Below are 20,579 nucleotides of genomic sequence, written 5' to 3' on the forward strand. Positions count from 1 at the left end.
TTGTTGTGTGTTTTTGTGGTGTTTGTATTCGGCGTCTGCTAGGCCCAGACAGACTATTTGTCGTCGGTCGCGCGCGTGGGAGTCGGTGGACCGTCACGAAACTTCGAGGTTAAGGATCGTGGCCAAGTAAATCCAGATCACCTTCGCGGTGGAGTCCCCTACACGGGACAACAACTCCGCCTTGAAGGTGTGTAGCACCGAGGCGTCGATGTCTCGAAGTGCCATGTCTCCCATGAGAGGAACGATGTGGTTCCAGATTCGGCTGCGCATTGGAGCCGCCGTGGACGGTTCATCCATTCGGCTGGGCCACCAGTGACATTCGATGTAGTCGCCCAGGGTGATCTCGCCGGCGCGCGGATCGACGAACTCTCCGCGACTCGTGTCGGTCTTGGCGGAGGAAAGCCACTGCTTAGCATCCTCGCTCGTCCCGAAGGGGCGGTCCTGGACGCCAGGTATCCCCTTGACTCGGTAGCGCTGGCCCTTCCCCCGGAGATTTGTCCGTTCACGCTTGCCGGTCTGCTTGTTCGGTCGCTTCTTGAGCCATCGGTCCTCTATATAGCCAGCCATGTGGTGGTCCTCTCGGAGGATGCTTTGGTGGTGGTGCTCGAGTTGGTTATGAGAACGCCGCTCGGATCGGGTTCTTGTCCCGGATCGAGCTGCTTCTCTGCTCGAATTCCCCTCAAACCCGGGGAACCGCCTACCTGGAGCCCCTCACCCGGCGCTGAGGCTTTTGTGCCAGGGGGTTCAGGGCGGCGTTGGACCGCGAGTCGGACACCTCTTGGTCGCGCACCCACTTGTCCAGGGCCGAGACGCGGTACATGACTCGCCGCCCATACGGAAGCTTGGGCGGCCTTGGCGGCGGTGTCGCCAGACGTAGAGGGTGTTCGGAGAGAGCCCCAGCTACATGGCGGCCTTTTGGAGATCGAGGAAGGAGGCCGCCTCCTGCCGAGGCGGGTGGTAGTGCTGGGGAATACTGATAGGGCGTCCGGCGGAGCGCATGCTCACCGTTGGGATCGGTGGGGCCCGGTGAAGTTCCCCCAAGGTCGGGTAGTTAACGTTTTCGCAGGTCAAGCAAGGGAGTTGAAGAATTCCCGACGGAGAGCAACGAAGCTCGTTGGTACAGGCAGTCGACCAAGACAGCTTGTCCCGAAGGAGTTCCGTTGCCCCGTTATGTGTTATGCCACCTGCGCTGACCGCCATCACCCGTGCGGTCACCGTGGTCACGGGCCGGTTTGCTCCCGGGCATCTGGGGGAGCTGACCGCCGTCGTGCCGTTCGAGCTCGTGGATGCGGTCCTGGCAGAGACAAGGTCGGTGCAGCGGCGGCTGCGTGATCTTCCGTCTCGGGTGGGGGTCTACTTCGTGCTGGCGATGTGCCTGTTCCCTGACCGACGGTCAGCCCGGTCGCCTTCGGCGAGCCGGGTCGCGGAAGTCGGACAGGACGCTGTGCTGGAAGCCGGGGTCTTCCAGCTCCAGCCCGAGGGCGTATTTGAAGTCGAGGCGGTCGCGGATCCACATCGCGGTGGTGCCGTGGGGGTTGCTGGCCCGGGCGACCCTCGTGGTCAGCGGCGGGATCTCGGCTCCGGAGTGAGGACGCAGGGACATGTCAGGCTCGTTGGAACGTGGGTGGAACGTTCCAACGAGCCTGACGCAACGTCACGATCGTTTACTGCCCTTCCTCAAGATTCCCGACAGAGTCGGTCATAGGACAGGAGGTGACCTGTCGCGCTGAGGCTGTCAGATAGTGAGCCGTTGACCAGCCGGGGTGCCAGGTCATTTGAGATCGAGGACGCTCGGGGTTCTCATACGACCTGGCTTTTGTGAGCGTCTCGCTCGTGGTGGAGACGTCGAGGATCAAGTGCGTCAGCACCACGGCCTCGGGGAATGCCGCGAGGTGGCTGCGGTCCTCGGCCGAGAATTTCTTGCGTGCCGAACTGGGGTGGATCAGCGGCCGGTCGAGCCGTCGATCAGTTCGCGGAGGATGTCCGCGTGCCCCGCGTGCCGGCCGGTCTCCTCGATCATGTGGGTGAGTGCCCAGCGGACGCTGGGAGCGGGGCGGTCCCGCTGTGGCCGAGGGACCGGTGCGCCGAGGTCGGTGCACCGGTCAAGTACTTTGTTCGCGCGCTCGACCGTGTCTCGGTAGCGGGCCACGACATCGGCCACGCTGTCCGTCGGCGCGGCCTGGAAGGTCGCCTTCCAGTTGGTGACATCGTCCCCGAGGAACATCGAGCGCTCGACGAAGGCCAGATGGTTGAGCAGGCCGAGCAGGTTCGTGCCCGACGGCACTGCGGCCGTACGCACCCGCGGTTCGGGAGCGCCGTCGACCTTCGCGGCAATCGAGGTCCGAAGGTAGTCGAGGAATCCGCGCAGGACCTCGGTCTCGCTGTTCGTGGTCCGGGGCGGTGGGGTGTCGCGGCGGCGATTGTGGCGCGTGGTGCTGGGCACGGGGGACTCCTTGCCTTCGGAGGGGCTGGTCGCCCGGTCAGGCAGTGCGGCGGATGAGGAGGACGTGGTCGGTGACCTCGGCGGTCTGCCCGTCCGGGCCAGTCGCGATCCGGTGGGGTGTGTCGGCCCGCTCGACCGTCCATGTGGCCGGGTCCAGATTGATACCTGCGGCGACTTCCCGGGGGCTTGGGTACCGGATGTCGGGATCCTGGTTCCACGACCACGGCGCGGCCGAGCCGTGGTCGACGACCAGTAGCCGCCCGCCTGCGCGCAGTGCGTACGCGGCCGAGCGCAGGACGGTTGCCCGGTCCAGGTCGAAGGGGGTGTGCAGGTAGTGGGCGCAGATCAGGTCGAATCCGCCCGGAGGGAAAGACTTGCGCAAGTCGTGCCGCACGGCGATGACGCGGTCGCCCAGGCCATGTGAGGAAGCGAGGGCGGCCAGCCGTTCGACCGCCACGGCCGAGATGTCGGCGGCGGTGACGTGCCACTCCTGGCCGGCGAGCCACAATGCGTCGCCGCCGTCGCCGCACCCGAGGTCCAGTGCGTCACCGGGCGGCAGGCCCGTCATCGTCTCGGTCAGGCGAGCGTTCGGCTGCGGGTAGTTGGCTTCCGGCCGCGCCGCGTAGACACCGTCCCAGAATTCGACCGCATCGGTGGTGTTCATCAAGACTCCCTTGTCGGTGTGCGCTCAGTCTTGCCGGACGCCCACGAGGTGGCACGGAATCTTGCGGTTACGGCAAGGTGGCCTCATGGATCACCCTCATGACGACGACGTGCTCGATGCGGTGGGGCCGCGGCTTCGTGCACTGCGTCGTGACCGCGGCATCACCCTTGCTCACCTCGCGGCGACGACCGGCGTGTCGGAGAGCACTCTGTCCCGGCTGGAGAGCGGGCAGCGCCGGCCCAGCCTGGAATTGCTGCTGCCGCTGTCCCGTATCTATGACGTTCCGCTGGACGACCTCGTCGGCGCCCCGCGCACCGGCGACCCTCGGATCCACCTCAAGCCGATGAAGCGGTTCGGCATGACCTTCGTGCCCTTGTCCCGGCGGCCGGGCGGGGTGCACGCGTTCAAGATGATCATCCCCGCCCAGCCGGAACGACTCGAACCGACCCTGCAGATACACGAGGGCTTCGAATGGCTCTATGTGCTCAACGGTCGCCTGCGGCTCGTGCTCGGCGAGCGCGATCTGACGTTGCCGCCTGGTGAGGCAGCAGAGTTCGACACGTCCTTGCCGCACTGGCTGGGCAGCGCCGATGGCGGCGTGGTCGAGCTTCTCATCCTGTTCGGCCTGCAAGGGGTACGTACGCACCTGCGCACGACCCCTCAGCAATCGTCGCAGGCCGGGAACCAGCGGTGAACCAGAGGATTGTTTGTTCGCGTCGGCAGCGAGCCTCCAACGCGCAATAGCTGCGGTCACAACGTCACGCCCACAACAGAAACCCACCAAGGCCGAACGCTGTTGGAGGCTGCCACCGGCGTCCCACCGGCATCGGCCTGCGCCAGCTCACCTGGTTCACGGGGACTTCCGCAGCCCACCACCGTCCTCGTCAGCCTCGGCCTCAACCAGGTCCAGGTCCATCGCCACCCCCAGCACTCACGTACATGCCGGAGGTGACCGTGACAGGTGCAGTGAGACGGAGACCACCGGAGTGAGATCAAGCCCCACGAACGAAGCAAACGCCGCCGCTCCGAGCGCACCGCAATGAGTATCTGCCAGCACGAACGAGAACGAGTGAGAATCCGACAGGTTTGATGCGACAGGACAGGAGTCCGTCTCACCGCCCTGTCCTTTGGGCCGGACAGAGGCCACGGCGAACGAGAAGGGGCCACTTGAAGTGCGAACCTCCCTCCTCCAGCATCCTTCCCATTGGCTCCTCCCTGCAGCCCGGTATGAGCGCACCGTCCCGGAAGCGCCCAGCAGACGTACTCCCGCACGGATACGGTCCCGGCCCCTTCTCGCCGCCGTCCAGGATGGCCTTCACCTGAGCGGTAACGGCTGCGGCATTTACAGACTGTGCACCGTCGGTCGAGCAGGTGGCTGAAGCGGTCCCGGCGCCGATGGCGAGGAACGGAACAGCCAGCAGCAAGGGAGCGCAGGCGGCAAGACCGACCACGGCTCCGGTGGTCGCCTTCATCGACGCCGCCGCTCACCGTGGCGGCGAATCGCGGATCTGGCCGTACTACGGGACCAGACAAGGGTGTTCGGTCCGGTTGCCGCGACACCGACGGCCTGGCGACTGCTCGCCGACACTGACGACAGGATACTGGCTGCTCTGCACTCCGCGCGTGCCCGAGCCCGGGCAGTCGCCTGGCTGCAGGCCGCCGAGCAAGGCGAGGGCATACCCGCAGTCCCAGCTGTCCCTGTTCGACCAGGACGAGGGCCTACGGCAGCAGGTCTTCCTCACCGACACCCCGTACTCCAGTGGCGGCTCCGCCCAGTTCCTGGAGGCCCGCCACCATCCTGCCCACCCTCCTCGGCAAGAGGCATCCACCAGCGGACAAATGACAGATGGCACTCTGTCCATAATCTTGGTTCGCACACGAGACCTGGCGCGGTAGGCGGGGTGTCCATGGCGCTCTACCCATTCTTGAAGCTGCCCCGGTCCCCGTCCCGATGCGCGGCAGCACGTCGGCGGCCCGCCGGACAGACGAGGTCCGAGCCTGCCTCTTCTCCGTCGTGAGCGCGCGGGAGGCTCCGGAATCCGAGGTATCGCGGCACCCGGAAGCAGGCTGAGCCAGGGACTTTGCAGGGACTTTCAGCTCTGTCAGAGGGGCTTTCGCGGGACGATCCGGCGTGCAAACGGGTAAGCCCGTGACAGAACTGAAAGAAGAATGACTCCTGGTCAGAGGTGCCGTAGCTGACGCTGGGCCGCGGTCACCCCGCCCCCGGCCCCCGCCGCCCCTTGTAGTTGATCTTCATGGTGTCCATGTCCGTCGCGGTGGAACGCAGTTCACCGTGTCCGTAGCCGGACTTCCGCAGGGCCGTCTCCGCACGGTCCTCGGCGATCGCGGACGCCATCTCCTCGCCGTCCTCGGCGTCCGACACCACCACGTACCGGAAGCTGAAGTGCTTGAGCACGCGGTCGTAGGTGAGCGACCCCTCCTCGGTGAACTGCATGGCCGCCAGACCGTGCTGCTCCACCTCCGTCAGCAGCCTCTCGCGCGCCCCGTCCGTCAGCCCCTCCCAGGTGCCGCGCACGATCACTCGGTAGGTGTGCTGCGTGGTCATCGTGTTCCACCGTCTCTGTCGCATACCGCAAACCTTCCGAGGGGCAAGCCTACGGTCGCGAGGGCGTAACGCACGCGGACTATTCGGCGGGCTCCCCGCTCACCGACCCGGTGGCCGGTGCTTTTACCGAAGACGGACGGCCGAGCCCCTGGTCCGTGCGGCGTTCAGCGTGTTCCATGGTCATCGGGGGGCGCCCGGACCTGCGGCGGCCCGCGCGAGGGAGCGAGGTTGCCTTGGCCACCACCGTACGACGTGCCGTACTGACCCTGCCCGCAGCGGCGACGGGACCGGAGAATCCGTTGCCCGCGCTGCGGCCCCTCGACGAGATGCATGTCGTCGACGACCGCGACCGGGCCGATATGCCCCGAGACATGGCCCGCCAGATCGGCCACGAGCCCCTTGCCACCGTCCTGCCCGTGGCCGTCCTCGACGGATACGGACGCGAGCGCACCCCCACCGGCCTCGATGTGATCGTGATCGAGAACGACCGGCTGCGGGCCACCGTGCTGCCCGGGTTCGGCGGCCGCATCCACTCCCTCTTCCACAAGCCCACGGGCCGGGATCTCGTCTACGTCAACCCCGTGCTCCAGCCCGCCGACTTCGCGCTCAACGGCGCCTGGTTCTCCGGCGGCATCGAGTGGAACATCGGTGCGACCGGCCACACCACCTTGTCCTGCGCACCTGTGCACGCCGCCCGGGTCCCGGCGCCCGACGGTGGCGAGATGGTCCGGCTCTGGGAATGGGAGAGGCTGCGCGACCTGCCGTTCCAGGTGGATCTGTGGCTGCCCGACGACTCCGACTTCCTCCATGTCGGCGTACGGATACGCAATCCGCACGAGCACCCCGCACCGGTCTACTGGTGGTCCAACATCGCCGTGGCGGAGGGCGAGCGCACCCGGGTGGTGGCCCCGGCCGATGAGGCCTGGCACTTCGGCTACGAGCGGACGCTGACCCGGGTTCCGGTCCCCGGGAGCGGCTCGGTCGACCGGACGTACCCGCTGCGCAGCGACTTCCCCGCCGACTACTTCTACGAGGTGCCCGACGGCGCCCGCCGCTGGATCGCCTCCCTCGACGAGGACGGCCACGGGCTCGTCCAGACCTCCACCGACCTGCTGCGCGGCCGCAAGCTCTTCCTCTGGGGCAGCGGTCCCGGCGGACGCCGCTGGCAGGAGTGGCTCACCGAGCCCGGCACCGCCGGCTACGCGGAGATCCAGGCCGGACTCGCCCGTACCCAGCTGGAACACGTGCCACTCGAACCCGGCAGCGAGTTCAGCTGGCTGGAGTCGTACGGACCCCTGTCGGCGGACGCCGCGGCCGTGCACGGGGACGACTGGGCCGCGGCCCGCGCGGAGACCGAACAGCGGCTCGCCGCCGCCCTGCCGCGCGCCGATGTGGACGCCGCGTACGAGGCCTGGCGCCGCTGCGCCGACACCGAACCGGGCGAGATCCTCGCCACCGGGTCCGGCTGGGGCGCGCTCGAAGTGCGGCGCGCCGGGTACAAGCTGCCCGGCACCCCCTTCGCCGCGTCCACGCTCGGCGAACAGCAGGCACCCTGGCTGGAGTTGCTGGAGCAGGGGACCTTCCCCGAACCGCGCGTGGTGGCGCCGCCCGGCCCCTCCCTGGTCTCCTCGCACTGGCGCGACATGCTGGAGACGGCCTCCGCCGAACCGCTCACCGAATACCACCTGGGCATCGCCCAGTGGCACGCGGACGACCGCGCGCAGGCGGTCCGCAGCTGGGAACGCGGACTGGCGCTGGCCCCGTCCCGCTGGCCGCTGCTGCGCTGCCTCGCGGTCGCCGCCCAGGAGAGCCGCCAGTGGGAGCGGGCGGCCGACCACTACACGGAGGCGTTCGACGACCTGTGCGCCGAACGCCGGGACGACGGCGGCACCTGGACGGCGGCCACCGCCGCCCTCGGCCGGGAGGCGATCGAGGCGCTGTTGACGGCGGGCCGGCCAGGACCGGCCCGCACTGTCTGGGACGGGCTGCTCCCGGAGATCCGGTGCCGCGGCCGCTTCCGGCTGTTGGAGGCCAGGCTGCTGATCGCGGAGGGTGACCGCGCGGCCGCCCGCGTCCTGTTCGACGAGGGCTTCGAGGTCGCCGATCTCCGCGAGGGCGCGGAGATCCTGGACGAGGTGTGGGCCGAGCTGACGGACGACGAGCCGCTGCCGGACGCGTACAACTACCGGATGCGGCCACGTACCTGACGGGCCGTTGACGGACAGGTGGAACCACCCTCGCTCCAGCTTTGCCTGACGGCTGCTCAGGCCGTCAGGTTCCGGTCGACGTACTCGAAGACCGAACCGTCCGGGTGGACGGCGATCAGATTGCGGCCGGCGGGCGTGTGGACGGGGCCGGCGATGACCCGGGCGCCCACCCGGGCCAGGGCGGCGTTGGCCTCGTCCACGTCCTTGACCGCGATCGTCGCCGTCACCTTGCGCAGGATCTCCAGCTCCGCCTCGGGGCCGCTCATCAGCAGGAAGCAGCTGATGGCGGCCACGGATACCCCGCCGCGCTCGAAACGCAGCGCCGAACTGCCCGTGAGGTTCTCGTAGAAGACCACCGCGGCCTCCAGGTCGTCGACGCAGATACGCAGCGTGGTTCCCAGGATTTCCATGCGGAACAGGGTAGTTGGCCGGTCAGCGGTGTGTGATCGATTCGGCCGAGGGGGCGGCCCCCCGGTCACCTGCCCCGGGGGTGGCGCGCTCACGCGCGGCAGAGCACCTCGCCGTGCGGGACCATGAACCACCCGTCGTCCTGCGCACCCCAGTTGCGCCACGCCTCGGCGATCGCGGTCAGCTGCTCGGCGGACGCGTGCCCGCCGTCGACCGCCAGCTCCGCGTAGACCGAGCCGACGGTGCGGTCCGCCCACAGGCCGCTCCACCAGTCCCGGCTCTCCGGAGTACCGAAACACCAGGCGGCGGCCGTCGGGGCGATGTCGGTGAAGCCCGCCTGCCGGGCCCAGGAGAGCAGCCGGCGGCCCGCGTCCGGTTCGCCCCCGTTGGCGCGGGCCACCCGGCGGTACAGTCCCAGCCAGTCGTCCATGACCGGCACCTCGGGGAACCAGGTCATCGCCGCGTAGTCGCTGTCGCGGGCCGCGACGACACCGCCGGGGCGGCAGACGCGCCGCATCTCGCGCAGCGCCTGTACCGGGTCCCCGACATGCTGGAGCACCTGATGGGCGTGGACCACGTCGAAGGTGTCGTCGGGGAAGTCCAGGGCGTGCACATCAGCGGTGGTGAACTCCAGGTTCTCCAGGCCGCGTTCCGCTGCCACCGCGGCCGCCTGGTCCAGGATCTCGCGGGTGGTGTCGACGGCGGTGACCCGGCCGGGAGCGACCAGTGCGGCGAGGTCCGCGGTGATGGTGCCGGGCCCGCAGCCCACGTCCAGCACGTTCATGCCGGGGCGAAGTTCACCGACGAGGTATTCCGCGGAATTGGCGGCGGTGCGCCAGCGGTGCGAGCGCAGCACCGACTCGTGGTGGCCGTGGGTGTAGACGGCGGTCTCCTTCGGCATGACCGTGGATCCTCTCTCGAAACGCGAACCGCGAGGCGCTGATCGGTACGGCCACGGTACGCCCGGATGACGAATGATGAGACGGCCATCTTACGATATGGGACAACTCTGCTCGGTGGTGCGGGGCATGCGAAGGGGCGGCCGACGTGGCGTCGGCCGCCCCTTGTTCACCCGGTCCTGGCCGGTCTCACACCTGCATGGGGCAGTACACCGTCAGTGCCTCCGGCAGCTTGTCGATCATCAACTCACGCTGGCTGTGGGCTACTTCACCGTCGTACGCATACGGTGTCCCGGGCTTCAGCCCCGAGATCCGCACCCGGTGACGGCGGACGGCGGCATGCATGGGGGAGCGGGTCAGCGGGCCGGCGACCGCCGCTGCCAGCAGCCGGAGCCCCGGGGTCCGCCCGCCGTGCACCACCCGTACGTCCAGCAGCCCGTCCGCGAGGTTGTGCCGGCGGCCGGGCGCCGGGCCCACCCGCTGGAACAGGCCGTTGCCGACGAACAGCAGCCACAGCGGCCGTCGCCGCCCCTGGAGTTCGGCCTCCAGGGGGCGCTCGCCGCGCAGCACCTGGAGCGCGGCCAGCACTCCGGCCGGCCAGCCGCCGATCCGGGGGGACCAGCGCTCGCGCGTCCGGACCAGCTCCGGATAGACGCCCATGCTGAAGGCGTTGAGGAAGTAGCCGTGGGCGCCGCCGGGTCCGTCGGGGCCCGGCCGGAAGCGGCCCAGGTCCACCCGGACCGCATCGCCCGCGCCGATCGCGGCGCAGGCGTCGGCGACGGTCTCGATGCCCAGGTCGTACGCGAAGTGGTTCAGCGTCCCGCCGGGGAACACGGCCAGCGGCAGACCGTGCACGGAGGCCACCGCCGCCGCCTGGTTGACCGTGCCGTCACCGCCGCAGACACCCAGCGCCCGGCCCCGCCCCGCGGCCTTCTCCAGCTCGGCCGAGAGCTCCTCGGGGGCACACTCGACCACCTCGGCGTTCGGCAGCGCGTCCCGGACCAGCGCGGCCGTGGCCGTGGCCGTCCCGGACGCCTCGTTCACCACGACGACCAGGTCCTGGCCGTCGGGCAGCGAGGGGGCGTGGGCGGGAGGCCTGCCAGGTGCGGGCAACTGCCCCCGGGTCGGTACGACGCCGCGCAGGGCGAACGCGGCGCCTATGCCCAGCGCCGCACCGGCCAGCACATCGCTCGGGTAGTGGACGCCGGTGTAGATACGGGAGGCGGCCACGGACAGCGCGACGGGCGCGACGACCGCTCCCCAGCCCTTCGACTCCAGGGCCACCCCGGTGGCGAAGGCGGCGGCCGACGCGGCGTGCCCGGACGGGAACGACGTGGTGAACGGCTGGCGCTTGAGCTGTCGTATCACCGGCACGGCGTCCAGTATCGGCCGCTCCCTGCGGACCGCTCCCTTGCCGATCGTGTTGATCGCGGCCGAGGCCACCGCCATCGAGGCGATCCCGCGCACTGCGGCCCGCCGGGCCCTGGCGCTGCCCCCGAACGCGGCCATGCCCGCCGCGGCGCCGGCCCACAGCAGCCCGTGATTGGCGCTGCGGCTGAGCCGGGGCAGTACGGGTGCGGCGGCAGGCCAGTGCCGTCGGGCCAGCTCCTGGAACACGGCGAGATCGCATCGGTGCAGCAGGCTCCGCAGTCCGGCGGAGCTCGGCAGGTGTGAAGGGTTGCTCGGTGACGACATGGGACACCGAATACCCTGCCCGGCCTCCCCGAATCAACAGGCGCGCCCGGACCGTATGGCCCGGACGGCACCGCCCGCCCCACACCCAGTGACATAACGGGGGAATCGTCGTGAAACCGCCCATGGTTCGAGTGCCGGACGTCACGTCGTCATTGCCCGGACAAGTGCGCCACCCTTAGCCTGTGTTCGTGATGCCGGTCACTGGCCGGAATGCCGAACGCGAGAGGGTGGTGCACGACCATGGGGCGACTTGTCCCAGCGGTGACCAGGGCGCTGGACGTACTCGAACTCTTCCTCGACGGCGACGGTACGCTCTCCGCGCCCGAGGTCACCCGCAAGCTCCAGCTCCCCCGCACCACCGTCCATGAGCTGCTCACCACGCTGGCCGCCCGCTCCTACCTGGTCACCACCCCCGACCAGCCCGGCCGCTACCGCCTCGGCGTCCGCACCTACCAGCTCGGCAGCCGGTACGCCGAGCAGCTCGACCTCGCCGCCGAGGGCCGGCAGGTGGCCCGGCAGGTCGCCGAGACGTGCGGGGAGACCGTCCATGTGGCGATCCTGGAGGAGACCGACGTCATCTACATCGCCAAGGTGGACTCCACCCACGCGGTCCGGATGGTCTCGGCGGCCGGCCGCAAGCTGCCCGCCCACTGCACGTCCGTCGGCAAGATGCTGCTCGCGGCCCTGCCCGAACGGGAACTCGACGCCCGCCTCGACGGCCTCGAACTCACCGGCATGACCCCGGACAGCATCACCGACGAAGGGGAGCTGCGTACCGCGCTCGCCGCTGTCCGGGAGCGGGGCATCGCCGTGGAGCACCGGGAGTCCAACCCCGACGTGAGCTGTGTGGCCGCGCCCGTACGGGACCGGGCGGGCCGGGTCGTCGCCGCGCTCTCCATCTCCGTCCCCATGATCCGCTGGAGCGACGAGCGCGAACAGGAGCTGGCCTCTCTCGCCGCCGACGGCGCGGAGGCGCTCTCCGGCCGGCTCGGACACCACGGGGGGCGGAAGTGAGCCGCCCGCGCCCCGACGTCGCCGTCCATGCGCACGCCGCCCTCGGCGAGGGCCCGACCTGGGACCCGGCCACCGGCCGGCTGATCTGGGTCGACATCCTCTCCGCCCGGATCCACACCTACGACCCGGCCACCGGCCGGCGTACGGTCATGGCCACCGAACAGCACGTCGGAGCGGCCAAGCCACGGGCGGGCGGCGGACTGGTCGTCAATCTGCGCGACGGCATCGGGCTGTACGACGCGGACGGCGCCTTCCGATGGCTGGTCCACGACGCCGAACCGGGACGGCGCGGCAACGACGCGGCGGTGGCGCCGGACGGGTCGCTGTGGGCGGGCACCATGCGCTACGACGACACGGAGGTGGGCGGGAGCCTCACCCGCGTCGCACCCGACGGCGCGGCCACCCGGGTGCTGCCCCTGGTGGCGTGCAGCAACGGCACCGGGTGGAGCCCGGACGGCCGGCTGATGTACTACATCGACACGCCGACCCGCCGGATCGACGTCTTCGACGTGGACGGTGAACAGGTCGTCGACCGCCGCCCGTTCGCCACCGTGGAGGAGGGGGCCGGCTTCCCCGACGGGCTGACGGTGGACGCGGAGGGCGCCGTCTGGGTCGCCCTGTGGGACGGGGCCGCGCTGCGCCGCTACACGGCGGACGGCATGCTGGAGCGCACCGTCGAACTGCCGGTACGGCGGCCGACGGCCTGCGCCTTCGGCGGCCGGGAGCTGCGCGACCTGTACATCTCCACGGCCCGTGCGGGCCTCGACGCCCCGCACCCGCTCTCCGGCTCGTTGCTGGTCCTGCCGGACGCGGGCCAGGGAATGCCCGGCACGGCGTTCGCGGGCTGAGGAACCCGGGTCGCCGGGCGGGCCCTGACACGGCCCCGCCCGGCGGCGGCTCACGGCGTCGGGAAGCGGCGCAGCGTGCCGGGCAGCCGGGAGCCCAGCGGCGACATGTTCCCGTCGGCGCCGTGCCGGGCCAGCAGGTCCAGGACCAGCCGGCCGCGCCGGACCCGCTCACGGGCCGTGTCCAGGGCGGCATCGCGCAGATGGGCGCCGTACGGATAGAGGCCGGGGGCCCTGGACAGGCCGAACTTCAGATAGAGCGGGGCGCCGCGCCGGATCAGCTCGGCCGCCTCGTACATCCGCACATAGCCGCCGAGGTCGTCCGGAGCCTCGATGTACAGATCCATCGGCGCGGCCGACACCCGCCTGATCTCGCTGAAGTGAGCGAGTGTCAGATCGGAAGGGATGTTGACCGAGTCCGCGCCGAGCTGTTCGTGGACGGCGTAGGAGGCCGGGTTCACCGGACCGATCAGGGCCGACACCTTGAATGTCGTGTCGGCGGGCAACGCCCCCTGGGCGCGCAGCCGGTGCAAGGTCCAGAGCACCCCTTCGTCGGCCACGAGCAGGCACTTCACGCCCAGCTCCGATGCCCGCAGGGCGTCTTCGACGCAGCCGGCCAGGGCGTCATGGCCGCGGGCGCGCAGCCCGGCCCCGCCCGAGTCGGTGCGGAACGAGGCGCCGGTGTCCCAGCTGCCGCGCGGACCGGTGAACAGGCAGAGTTCGATGCCGCGTTCGGCGCAGCCCCCGGCCATCTCGGTGATCTCGGCGTCGCTGAGCATCCAGATCCCGCTGCCCTGGCTGACCCGGTGGACGGGGACATCGAGCCGCGCGCTCTCCTTCAGTACGACGGAGAGCGCCTCGGGCCCCTCCACCGACGGGATCTCGGTCCGCCAGGTGCCGCCGTCGGGGAAGGTGTGCGGGGAGGCGTCGGCCGGGTCCGCGGCCGGGGCGCCGAGCCCGAGCGCGGTGAGCGCGGGCTCGCCCGGACGCCGGACGCCGGGGCGGGATCCGGACGGGGCGGGGGATGCGGAGGTCATGAGCGACCTTTCGTGTTCGGTGGGTCGGGCGAGGTTCGGGACATGGGGGATGCGGGGGCCGGCCGCCCGCCGGGGATCACGCGACAGCCCTCAGGGACGCATCAGCACCTTGCCCGTCCCCGGGGCGCCGCCCCCGACCAGCGCGACGGCGTCCGCGAACCGCTCCAGCGGGAACTCGTGCGTGATCAGCGCGGCCGGATCGAGCAGCCCCGCGGTGAACGCCCGTACCGCGTAGGACCAGGACGCCGAGGACGCGCCGAACACGCTGCGCACGGTGAGCTGGCTCAGCGACAGATGCACCGGGTCGATGCCGGTGGCCCCGGCGGCGAACATCCCGGTGAGCACCACCCGGCCGCCGCGCCGCGCGAGGAGGCAGGCGTCGGCGGCGGTGGTCGGGGCCCCCGCCGTCTCCACGACCAGGTCGTAGCGGCCGCGCCTCTCCGCGGCCTCCCCGGGGCCCAGGGCCTCGCTTGCCCCGAACTCCAGTGCCTGGCCCGCCCGTTCTTCCCTCGGGTCGATCACCGTCAGCTCACCGGGCGACACCGCGGCCAGCAGCTGCACCGCGAGCAGCCCGAGCGTCCCGGCGCCCACCACCGCGATCCGTTCGCCCGGTTCGGGCGTGCCCGCCCGCACCGCCGCCGCGACCACGGCCGCGGGCTCCAGCAGCGCGGCCGCCCGCAGGTCGGCGTCCTTGGCCAGCGGGTGGAGGAGCCGCGCGGGCACCACGACATGATCGGCGAACGCTCCGGGCCGGGTGAACCCCGTCTCGTCGTACCCGGCCGTGCACAGCGAGGTCTCGCCGCCGCGGCACCGCTCGCAGCCTCCGCAGGAGCGGAACCCCTCGGCGACCGTGCCGCGGCCGGTCAGGGCCGGATCGACGCCCGCGCCCACGGCCTCGACCACTCCGGACCACTCGTGTCCCGGCACCACCGGGTAGCGCACGTAGCGGGGGTCGCGGTGACCGTCGTACACCTCCCGGTCGCTCATGCAGATCCCGGCCGCGGCGACCCGTACCCGGACCTCGCCCCGGCCGGGCTCCGGAACCGGGCCGTCGGTCAGCCGGTGTTCGCCCGGCCGGTCGACCGTGATCGCCCGCGAGCGGGCGGGTTCGCCGCTCACTTGGGCTGCCTCTTCTCCCAGCCGTCGGCCCAGAGGTCGAACCGTGCCCGCTGCTGCGGGAATTCGGCGGCGGCGTCCACATCGAGCTCCACCCCGAGTCCGGGGGCGTCGGAGAGTTCGAAGCAGCCGGTCGCGGGGTCGACCTGCGGGGCGCCCCGCACGACACTCTTGATGTCGGCGTCGGCGAAGTCATTGAAGTGCTCAAGGATCTTGAAGTTGGGGGTGCAGCCCGCGACCTGGAGGCTGGCCGCCGTCAGCACCGAGCCGCCCACGTTGTGCGGGGCGATCAGCGTGTAGTGGGTCTCGGCGGTCGCGGCGAGCTTCCGCGTCTCCAGGATGCCGCCGATGTGACCGACGTCCGGCTGGATGATGTCGGCGGCCTGCGACTCGAACAGCTCACGGAACTCGACGCGGTCGTGGATGCGCTCACCCGTCGCGATCGGCACATCGACCCGGCCGGCCACCTTGGCGAGCGCCTTGAGGTTCTCCGGCGGTACCGGCTCCTCCAGCCAGGCCGGTCGGAACGGCGCCATCTCGTGCGCGATCCGCACCGCAGTCGAGGGGCTGAACCGGCCGTGCATCTCCAGCATCAGCTCGGTGTCGGGGCCGATCGCGTCCCGGACCGCCTCGATCAGCGACACCGCGTACCGGGTCTCCTCCTGGCCCAGCTCGAAGTGGCCGGTGCCGAACGGGTCGATCTTCAGCGCCCGGTAGCCGCGTGCGACGACCGCGGACGCCGCCTCGTGGTACGCCTGAGGGGTGCGTTCGGTGGTGTACCAGCCGTTGGCGTACGCCTTGACCCGGTCGGTGACCTTTCCGCCGAGCAGCTGCCACACCGGGACGCCGAGCGCCTTGCCCTTGATGTCCCAGCAGGCCATCTCGACGACCGCGATGCCCGACATCACGATCTCGCCGGCCCGTCCGTAGTCGCCGTACTTCATCCGGCGCACCAGGTCCTCCACGGCGAACGGGTCCGAACCGGCGATGTGGTTGGCCTCCGCCTCGCGCAGATAGCCGATCAGCGCATCGGTGCGGCCGAGCATCCGCGTCTCGCCCACACCGGTGAGCCCCTCATCGGTGTGCACCTGCACATAGGTGAGGTTGCGCCAGGGCGTTCCGACCACGTGTGTACTGATTCCGGTGATGCGCAAGGAAGTTGCCCCTCGACGTGTTCGATATTTCGTCACTCGTTCGAAATCCTGGCGCGACGGTAATGACGCGGTGGGGCGGGTGTCAATGGGGCCGTCACGGCCGGTACGGTTCCCGGCCCGCCGGGCGCCGCGCTCCATTCCCTCGTATAAAGGGGCGGACACGGCCGGTCGACGGGCCGGGTGACCGAGCGGCGGCGAAGGAGGCCCGGATGGGCCGGGAGCGGACCGGGCGTCAGGGACGCGGGCGGGCCGGGCACGGCGCACCCGGAGTCCGGGAGGACCGCGGGCCCGTACGGTACGGACCGCCCGCGCCCGGTCCCGGCCTGCCGGTCCTGCCCGAACTGGCCGAGGTGCTGGCGGCGGCGGCCCGCAGCGGCCTGCCCGAGCCCGCCGGCGGTTCGGCGGACCTGCGCGAGGCGGCCCTCGCCTACTGGGACCGGCGCGGACTGCGCGGCGGCCCCGAACACATCGCCGCCGCGCCCGGCACCTCCGCGCTGCTGCTCGCCCTGATCGCCGCGCACGGCGGCGACGTGCTGATGCCGCGCCCCTGCCCAGCCGCCTGGATCCCGCAGGCCCGGCTGCTGGGCAGACCCGCCTACCACGTGCCGACGCCCGCCGAGTGCGGCGGCGTGCCCGACCCGTACGCGCTGCTGGAGACCGTGCGCAGGGTGCGGGCCGAGGGCGGCCGTCCCCGGCTGCTGCTGATCTCCGTCGTCGACGACCCCACCGCCACCGTCGCCCCGCCGGAACTCGTGCGCGAGGCCTGCGAGGCCGCCGTCGCCGAAGGGCTGCACATCGTCAGCGACGAGACCTGGCGCGACACCCTGCACCGGCCTCACGACACGGTGCTGCTGAGCCCGGCCGAGATGTGCCCCGACGACGTGACGGTGATCTCCGACCTGGCCGGTGCGCTGACCCCGTCCGCCTGGCCGGTCGCGGTCGCCCGGTTCCCGGACACGGGCCGGGCAGCGGTCCGCCACGCCCGTACCCTCGACATCCTCACCGCGCTCGGCGCCTTCGTCGCCGGACCGGTGGCGGCCGCCGCCGCGCACGCGCTGCGCGAACCGGACGCCGTCACCGAGCGGGTCCGCCGGGCCGCCGCCATGCAGGCCCGGATCGCCGCCGCGGCTCACCGGGCGGTACTCGCCACGGGCGCACTGGCCCGGCCCCCGCAGGCCGGCCGCCACCTGTACGCGGACCTCGGCCCCCTCAGGCCGCGGCTCGCCGCCCGCGGCGTCACGGACTCGCTGGAGCTGGAGGAGTACCTGTCCGAGCGGCTCGGCGCGCCGGTCCCCGGCGGCCACCGGTTCGGCGACGAACTCGGGGCGCTGCGGGTGAGGCTGGGCACCGGGCCACTGCTCGGATCGACCCCGGAACAGCAGATGGAGTCCCTCAGCGCGGCGGAGCCCCTCGAACTGCCCCACGTCGCGGCAGCCCTGAGCATCTTCCGGGCCGCACTCGACGAACTGCGCTGACGTACTCCGGCTGAACCGCCGGGGCAACGGGCCGGCCACCCGTCAGTGGCTGAACCACGCCCGCAGCCGGCGCCACACCGCGGGCGCCCCGCTGATCAGCAGCGTCAGACCGACCGCCGCCACCACGCCCTGCCACGGCTCGGGGAACAGTGAGCCGCCCAGGATGCCGATGAGCTGATACGTGGCGGCCCACGCCAGACAGGCCGGCACGTCCCCACGGGCGAACCGCCGCATCGGCATCCGGCCCAGCAGACACGCCAGCATCACCGGGATCCGCCCGGCCGGCACCAGCCGGGACAGCACCAGCACCATCGCGCCGTGCTCGTCCAGCTTCCGCTGCGCCTGCGCGAGCCGCTCCGGAGCGGCCCGCTCGCTGATCACCCGCAGCCACTTGGAACCGTTCTTCGACCCCACCCCGCGCTGACCCAGCCAGTACAGGCAGATGTCGCCGAGGAACGCGGCCGCCGAGGCGGCCGCGAAGACGTACAGCAGCGCGAACGGCGACGACTGGTGGAACGCCACCACCGCCGCCGAGCTGACCAGCGCACCTGTCGGCACCACCGGCACCAGGGCGCCCAGCGCCACCAGCAGGAACAGCGAGGGATAGCCGACCGCCTGCTGCGTCGACTCCGGCGGCAGCCGGCTCACGACCTCGTGGATCACCCGTCGGCCTCCGGCCGGACATGTTCGCCGTGCTCCAGCCGGTGCACCGCCACCTGCGGTGCCAGCAGCGCCGCCCGGCGGACGAACTCGTCACCCGGCGAATGGAACTCGTGCGGCCGGATCCCGTCCATCCCGATCGGCCAGTACGTCCCGTAGTGCACCGGCACGGCCGAGCGCGGCGACAGCAGGGCCAGCGCCTCGGCGGCGCGCCCCGCGTCGAGATGGCTGTGGCCGAGGTACGGCCCCCAGCCGCCGACCGGCAGCAGCGCCACGTCCACCGGGCCGACCGCCCGCGCCATGTCGTCGAACAGGCCGGTGTCGCCGGCGAAGTAGGTGCGCGACGCGCCCTCGACGACGTAACCCAGCGCGGGGGAGCGGTGCGGCCCCACCGGCAGGCGCCGCCCGTCGTGCAGTGCCGGAACCGCCCGGATCCGCACCTCACCGACCCGCACCTCGTCACCGGCCGCCACCTCGGTGATCCGCAGCCCGCGCACCCTGCGCAGCAGCCGCAGCCCGGGGACCGCCCGGACCGCCCCCAGCGGCACGATCACCCGGCCGCCCGGGGCGATACGGGCCAGCGACGGCAGATGCAGATGGTCGGAGTGCAGATGCGAGATGAGGACGACATCGGCGACGGCGGCCGCCGGGCCGGGCAGCTCGCCGCGCCGGCGGCGCAGATGCGCGATGCGCCGTACGAAGAGGGGGTCGGTCAGGACCCGGACCCCGGAGTCCTCGATCGTGCAGGTGGCATGACCCCACCAGGTGACTTCCACCGGCACGCGCCGCCTCCTGTTCCCCGGACCCGCTGTCGAGCCTACGGGCAGTCATCGCGCTCAGTCCGTGAGGCCCAGCGTGCCCGCCGCCTGGATGGCGAGCCAGACCTCGGCCAGGGCCCCCGTCGACGCCAGATCCCGGTCCGCCAGCGTACCGAAGCGCCGCAGCCGGTACGCCAGGGTGTTCGGGTGGATATGGAGGGCGGCCGCCGCCGTCTCCGTACGGCGGTCGCGCTCCATCCAGGTGCGGACCGAGACCAGCAGCTGCGAGTCATGGGCGGCGTCGTAGCGCAGCACCTCACCGAGCACGTGCTCGACCAGCGCCGTCAGCACCGCCGGATCGTCGGGCAGCCAGCGGCCCGTCGAGTCGTCGCCGTAGCGGACCACGGGCCGGCCGGACTCGACGGCCTTCGACACCGCCCAGAGCGCCTCCCGCTGCGCCACCCGCAGCGCTGCGCCCGGCAGGAACGGGCGGCTCATCCCGGCCGCCACATCGGGCAGCGCGCCGACCTCCTCGGCCAGCTCCCCGGAGCCCAGCACATAACGGTCCTCGCCCCAGCTCAGCAGCAGATGCGGCTGGTCCTGCAGACAGCGCAGCAGCGCCTCGTCCGTGGCGCCGCGCACCACGATCAGCACCGTGTCGCCCTCGATCGCGTGCCGCGCCAGCCGGCGCCGCGCCGTCTCGGGGTCCAGTACCTCCTGCAACAGCTCGGCCAGCGTCTCCGCGCCCTCACGCCGCAGCGTCTCGCGCTCGGTGCGCACCATCGCGACCCGCAGCGCGGCCACCGTGGCGATGTGCTGGACCACGGCGAGCCCAGCGGGCTGGGCGCCCTCCCGCTCGTACGCCACCAGGAAGCCCGCCGGACCGCCCGGCGCGGGCACCGGCAGCACGAAACCGCCCGGAACGGTCGGCGGCGCGTCCGCCGAGGCGGGCAGCACCCCCGGATCGGGCACCGGCACCCCCGGCAGCAGCGGGCGTCCCTGCGGAGTGCAGAGATAGACGTCGTACCCCGACAGCCGCTCCAGACGGCGCAGCAGCGTGGGGGTGTCCAGATCCTCGGCGACCAGCCAGCGCAGCGAACCGAACACCTGCAACTGGGCGCCCAGCCGGTGCCGGGCGTCCTCCTGAACCGAGGCGGCCACCTCCTGGGACACGGCGATGAAGGGCACGGCGAGCGGCACCTCGAGGACCGGGAAGCCGCGCTCCTCGGCCGCCCGGAAGAAGGCGTCGTGCAGCGGCGGCATGTGCAGCTGCGCCGAGAGCGCCAGCGCGGAGACACCGGCGTCGTCCAGCCGCTCCAGATAGGCACGCTGACCCGCGGCGGTACGGGGGACCGCGAGCCCCGTCGTCATGATCACCTCGGCGCCGAGCAGCCACGGTGTCGGATCGGCGAGCTCGCTCGCGTGGGCCCAGGAGACGGACCGGCCGAGACCGCCGCTGCCGGCCCGCACGGTGAGCTGGAGTGCCGGGAACGAGAGCAGATCCTCGACCGTCAGTTTGTTGGTGGACACAGAAACCAGGGTATCCCTCTGTGACTTTCACAATTGCCCACTGTGGCCGGGACCCACACACTGAGGGGCCAGTCCCGCGCATGAACAGCACGAACAGCAGGTGGAGCG

The 20,579-nt window shown here is 71.5% G+C and carries 18 protein-coding genes and 3 pseudogenes; 7 read left to right on the forward strand and 14 right to left on the reverse strand.

The window, feature by feature from the left end; all coding sequences use genetic code 11:
• Positions 1–93: 93 nt before the first annotated feature.
• Positions 94–567, reverse strand: coding sequence for a hypothetical protein (locus AB0I52_RS22775; RefSeq protein ID WP_363075315.1), 474 nt, complete (start codon positions 565–567; stop codon positions 94–96).
• A gap of 610 nt (positions 568–1,177) precedes the next feature.
• Here AB0I52_RS22775 and AB0I52_RS22780 point away from each other — a divergent pair.
• Positions 1,178–1,387, forward strand: a pseudogene (locus AB0I52_RS22780) (transposase domain-containing protein); the annotation flags it as partial.
• A gap of 23 nt (positions 1,388–1,410) precedes the next feature.
• Here the strand turns inward: AB0I52_RS22780 and AB0I52_RS22785 are convergent.
• The 3 genes and pseudogenes from AB0I52_RS22785 to AB0I52_RS22795 form a co-directional block, all read right to left on the reverse strand.
• Positions 1,411–1,603 (reverse strand): annotated as a pseudogene (locus AB0I52_RS22785) (transposase); the annotation flags it as partial.
• A 339-nt stretch (positions 1,604–1,942) separates the two neighbouring features.
• Complete coding sequence (locus AB0I52_RS22790) at positions 1,943–2,443, reverse strand: DinB family protein (protein ID WP_363075317.1); 501 nt, start codon at positions 2,441–2,443, stop codon at positions 1,943–1,945.
• A 37-nt stretch (positions 2,444–2,480) separates the two neighbouring features.
• Complete coding sequence (locus tag AB0I52_RS22795) at positions 2,481–3,107, reverse strand: class I SAM-dependent methyltransferase (protein WP_363075319.1); 627 nt, start codon at positions 3,105–3,107, stop codon at positions 2,481–2,483.
• 85 nt (positions 3,108–3,192) lie between these two features.
• Here AB0I52_RS22795 and AB0I52_RS22800 point away from each other — a divergent pair, with 85 nt between their 5' ends.
• Entirely contained in the window at positions 3,193–3,801 is a 609-nt protein-coding gene (locus AB0I52_RS22800; protein WP_363075321.1) for an XRE family transcriptional regulator, read from the forward strand.
• Positions 3,802–4,606: 805 nt separating this feature from the next.
• A pseudogene (locus AB0I52_RS22805) lies at positions 4,607–4,771 on the forward strand (IS1380 family transposase); the annotation flags it as partial.
• Between the two features lie 548 nt (positions 4,772–5,319).
• On the opposite strand, the gene AB0I52_RS22810 reads toward AB0I52_RS22805, so the two are convergent.
• A complete protein-coding gene (locus AB0I52_RS22810; protein ID WP_363075323.1) occupies positions 5,320–5,673 on the reverse strand; it encodes a DUF6204 family protein in 354 nt (117 codons plus the stop codon).
• A gap of 233 nt (positions 5,674–5,906) precedes the next feature.
• Between AB0I52_RS22810 and AB0I52_RS22815 the strand changes: the two genes are divergently transcribed.
• Positions 5,907–7,880: a DUF5107 domain-containing protein gene (locus AB0I52_RS22815; protein WP_363075325.1), complete on the forward strand. Its 1,974-nt coding sequence runs from the start codon at positions 5,907–5,909 to the stop codon at positions 7,878–7,880.
• A 56-nt stretch (positions 7,881–7,936) separates the two neighbouring features.
• Here AB0I52_RS22815 and AB0I52_RS22820 read toward each other — a convergent pair whose 3' ends face one another.
• The 3 genes from AB0I52_RS22820 to AB0I52_RS22830 all read right to left on the reverse strand — a co-directional run bounded on the left by AB0I52_RS22820 (position 7,937) and on the right by AB0I52_RS22830 (position 10,882).
• Positions 7,937–8,290 (reverse strand): VOC family protein, encoded by a 354-nt coding sequence (locus AB0I52_RS22820; RefSeq protein WP_363075327.1) that lies wholly within the window; start codon positions 8,288–8,290, stop codon positions 7,937–7,939.
• A gap of 89 nt (positions 8,291–8,379) precedes the next feature.
• The gene (locus tag AB0I52_RS22825; protein ID WP_363075329.1) at positions 8,380–9,189 is read right to left on the reverse strand and encodes a methyltransferase domain-containing protein; all 810 of its coding nucleotides are present in this window, start codon (positions 9,187–9,189) and stop codon (positions 8,380–8,382) included.
• 187 nt (positions 9,190–9,376) lie between these two features.
• Complete coding sequence (locus AB0I52_RS22830; RefSeq protein ID WP_363075331.1) at positions 9,377–10,882, reverse strand: phosphatase PAP2 family protein; 1,506 nt, start codon at positions 10,880–10,882, stop codon at positions 9,377–9,379.
• A gap of 240 nt (positions 10,883–11,122) precedes the next feature.
• Here AB0I52_RS22830 and AB0I52_RS22835 point away from each other — a divergent pair, with 240 nt between their 5' ends.
• A complete protein-coding gene (locus tag AB0I52_RS22835) occupies positions 11,123–11,896 on the forward strand; it encodes an IclR family transcriptional regulator (protein ID WP_363075333.1) in 774 nt (257 codons plus the stop codon).
• Positions 11,893–12,744, forward strand: a complete 852-nt coding sequence (locus AB0I52_RS22840; RefSeq protein ID WP_363075335.1) for an SMP-30/gluconolactonase/LRE family protein — start codon at positions 11,893–11,895, stop codon at positions 12,742–12,744. The genes AB0I52_RS22835 and AB0I52_RS22840 overlap by 4 nt, the downstream gene beginning before the upstream one ends.
• Before the next feature lie 50 nt (positions 12,745–12,794).
• Here the strand turns inward: AB0I52_RS22840 and AB0I52_RS22845 are convergent, their stop codons facing one another.
• The 3 genes from AB0I52_RS22845 to AB0I52_RS22855 all read right to left on the reverse strand — a co-directional run bounded on the left by AB0I52_RS22845 (position 12,795) and on the right by AB0I52_RS22855 (position 16,048).
• Entirely contained in the window at positions 12,795–13,778 is a 984-nt protein-coding gene (locus tag AB0I52_RS22845) for a hypothetical protein (protein ID WP_363075337.1), read from the reverse strand.
• A 90-nt stretch (positions 13,779–13,868) separates the two neighbouring features.
• Complete coding sequence (locus tag AB0I52_RS22850) at positions 13,869–14,897, reverse strand: alcohol dehydrogenase catalytic domain-containing protein (RefSeq protein ID WP_363075339.1); 1,029 nt, start codon at positions 14,895–14,897, stop codon at positions 13,869–13,871.
• On the reverse strand, positions 14,894–16,048 hold the full coding sequence (locus AB0I52_RS22855; RefSeq protein WP_363075341.1) for a mandelate racemase/muconate lactonizing enzyme family protein: 1,155 nt from the start codon (positions 16,046–16,048) through the stop codon (positions 14,894–14,896). Before AB0I52_RS22855 ends, AB0I52_RS22850 begins: the two co-directional genes overlap by 4 nt.
• Positions 16,049–16,257: 209 nt before the next feature.
• Between AB0I52_RS22855 and AB0I52_RS22860 the strand changes: the two genes are divergently transcribed.
• Positions 16,258–17,523 carry an aminotransferase class I/II-fold pyridoxal phosphate-dependent enzyme gene (locus AB0I52_RS22860; RefSeq protein ID WP_363075343.1) on the forward strand — a complete coding sequence of 422 codons (1,266 nt, stop codon included), beginning with the start codon at positions 16,258–16,260 and terminating at the stop codon, positions 17,521–17,523.
• A gap of 42 nt (positions 17,524–17,565) precedes the next feature.
• Here the strand turns inward: AB0I52_RS22860 and AB0I52_RS22865 are convergent, their stop codons facing one another.
• Genes AB0I52_RS22865 through AB0I52_RS22875 form a run of 3 tightly spaced genes read right to left on the reverse strand, consistent with a single transcriptional unit; the run spans position 17,566 to position 20,471 of the window.
• Positions 17,566–18,186 (reverse strand): VTT domain-containing protein, encoded by a 621-nt coding sequence (locus AB0I52_RS22865; protein ID WP_363075345.1) that lies wholly within the window; start codon positions 18,184–18,186, stop codon positions 17,566–17,568.
• The gene (locus tag AB0I52_RS22870) at positions 18,183–18,965 is read right to left on the reverse strand and encodes an MBL fold metallo-hydrolase (protein WP_363075347.1); all 783 of its coding nucleotides are present in this window, start codon (positions 18,963–18,965) and stop codon (positions 18,183–18,185) included. The genes AB0I52_RS22865 and AB0I52_RS22870 overlap by 4 nt, the downstream gene beginning before the upstream one ends.
• Before the next feature lie 54 nt (positions 18,966–19,019).
• Positions 19,020–20,471 carry a PucR family transcriptional regulator gene (locus AB0I52_RS22875; RefSeq protein WP_363075349.1) on the reverse strand — a complete coding sequence of 484 codons (1,452 nt, stop codon included), beginning with the start codon at positions 20,469–20,471 and terminating at the stop codon, positions 19,020–19,022.
• Positions 20,472–20,579 lie beyond the last annotated feature (108 nt).

It is taken from the genome of Streptomyces sp. NPDC050423 (assembly GCF_040655445.1).
Lineage (GTDB): Bacteria > Actinomycetota > Actinomycetes > Streptomycetales > Streptomycetaceae > Streptomyces.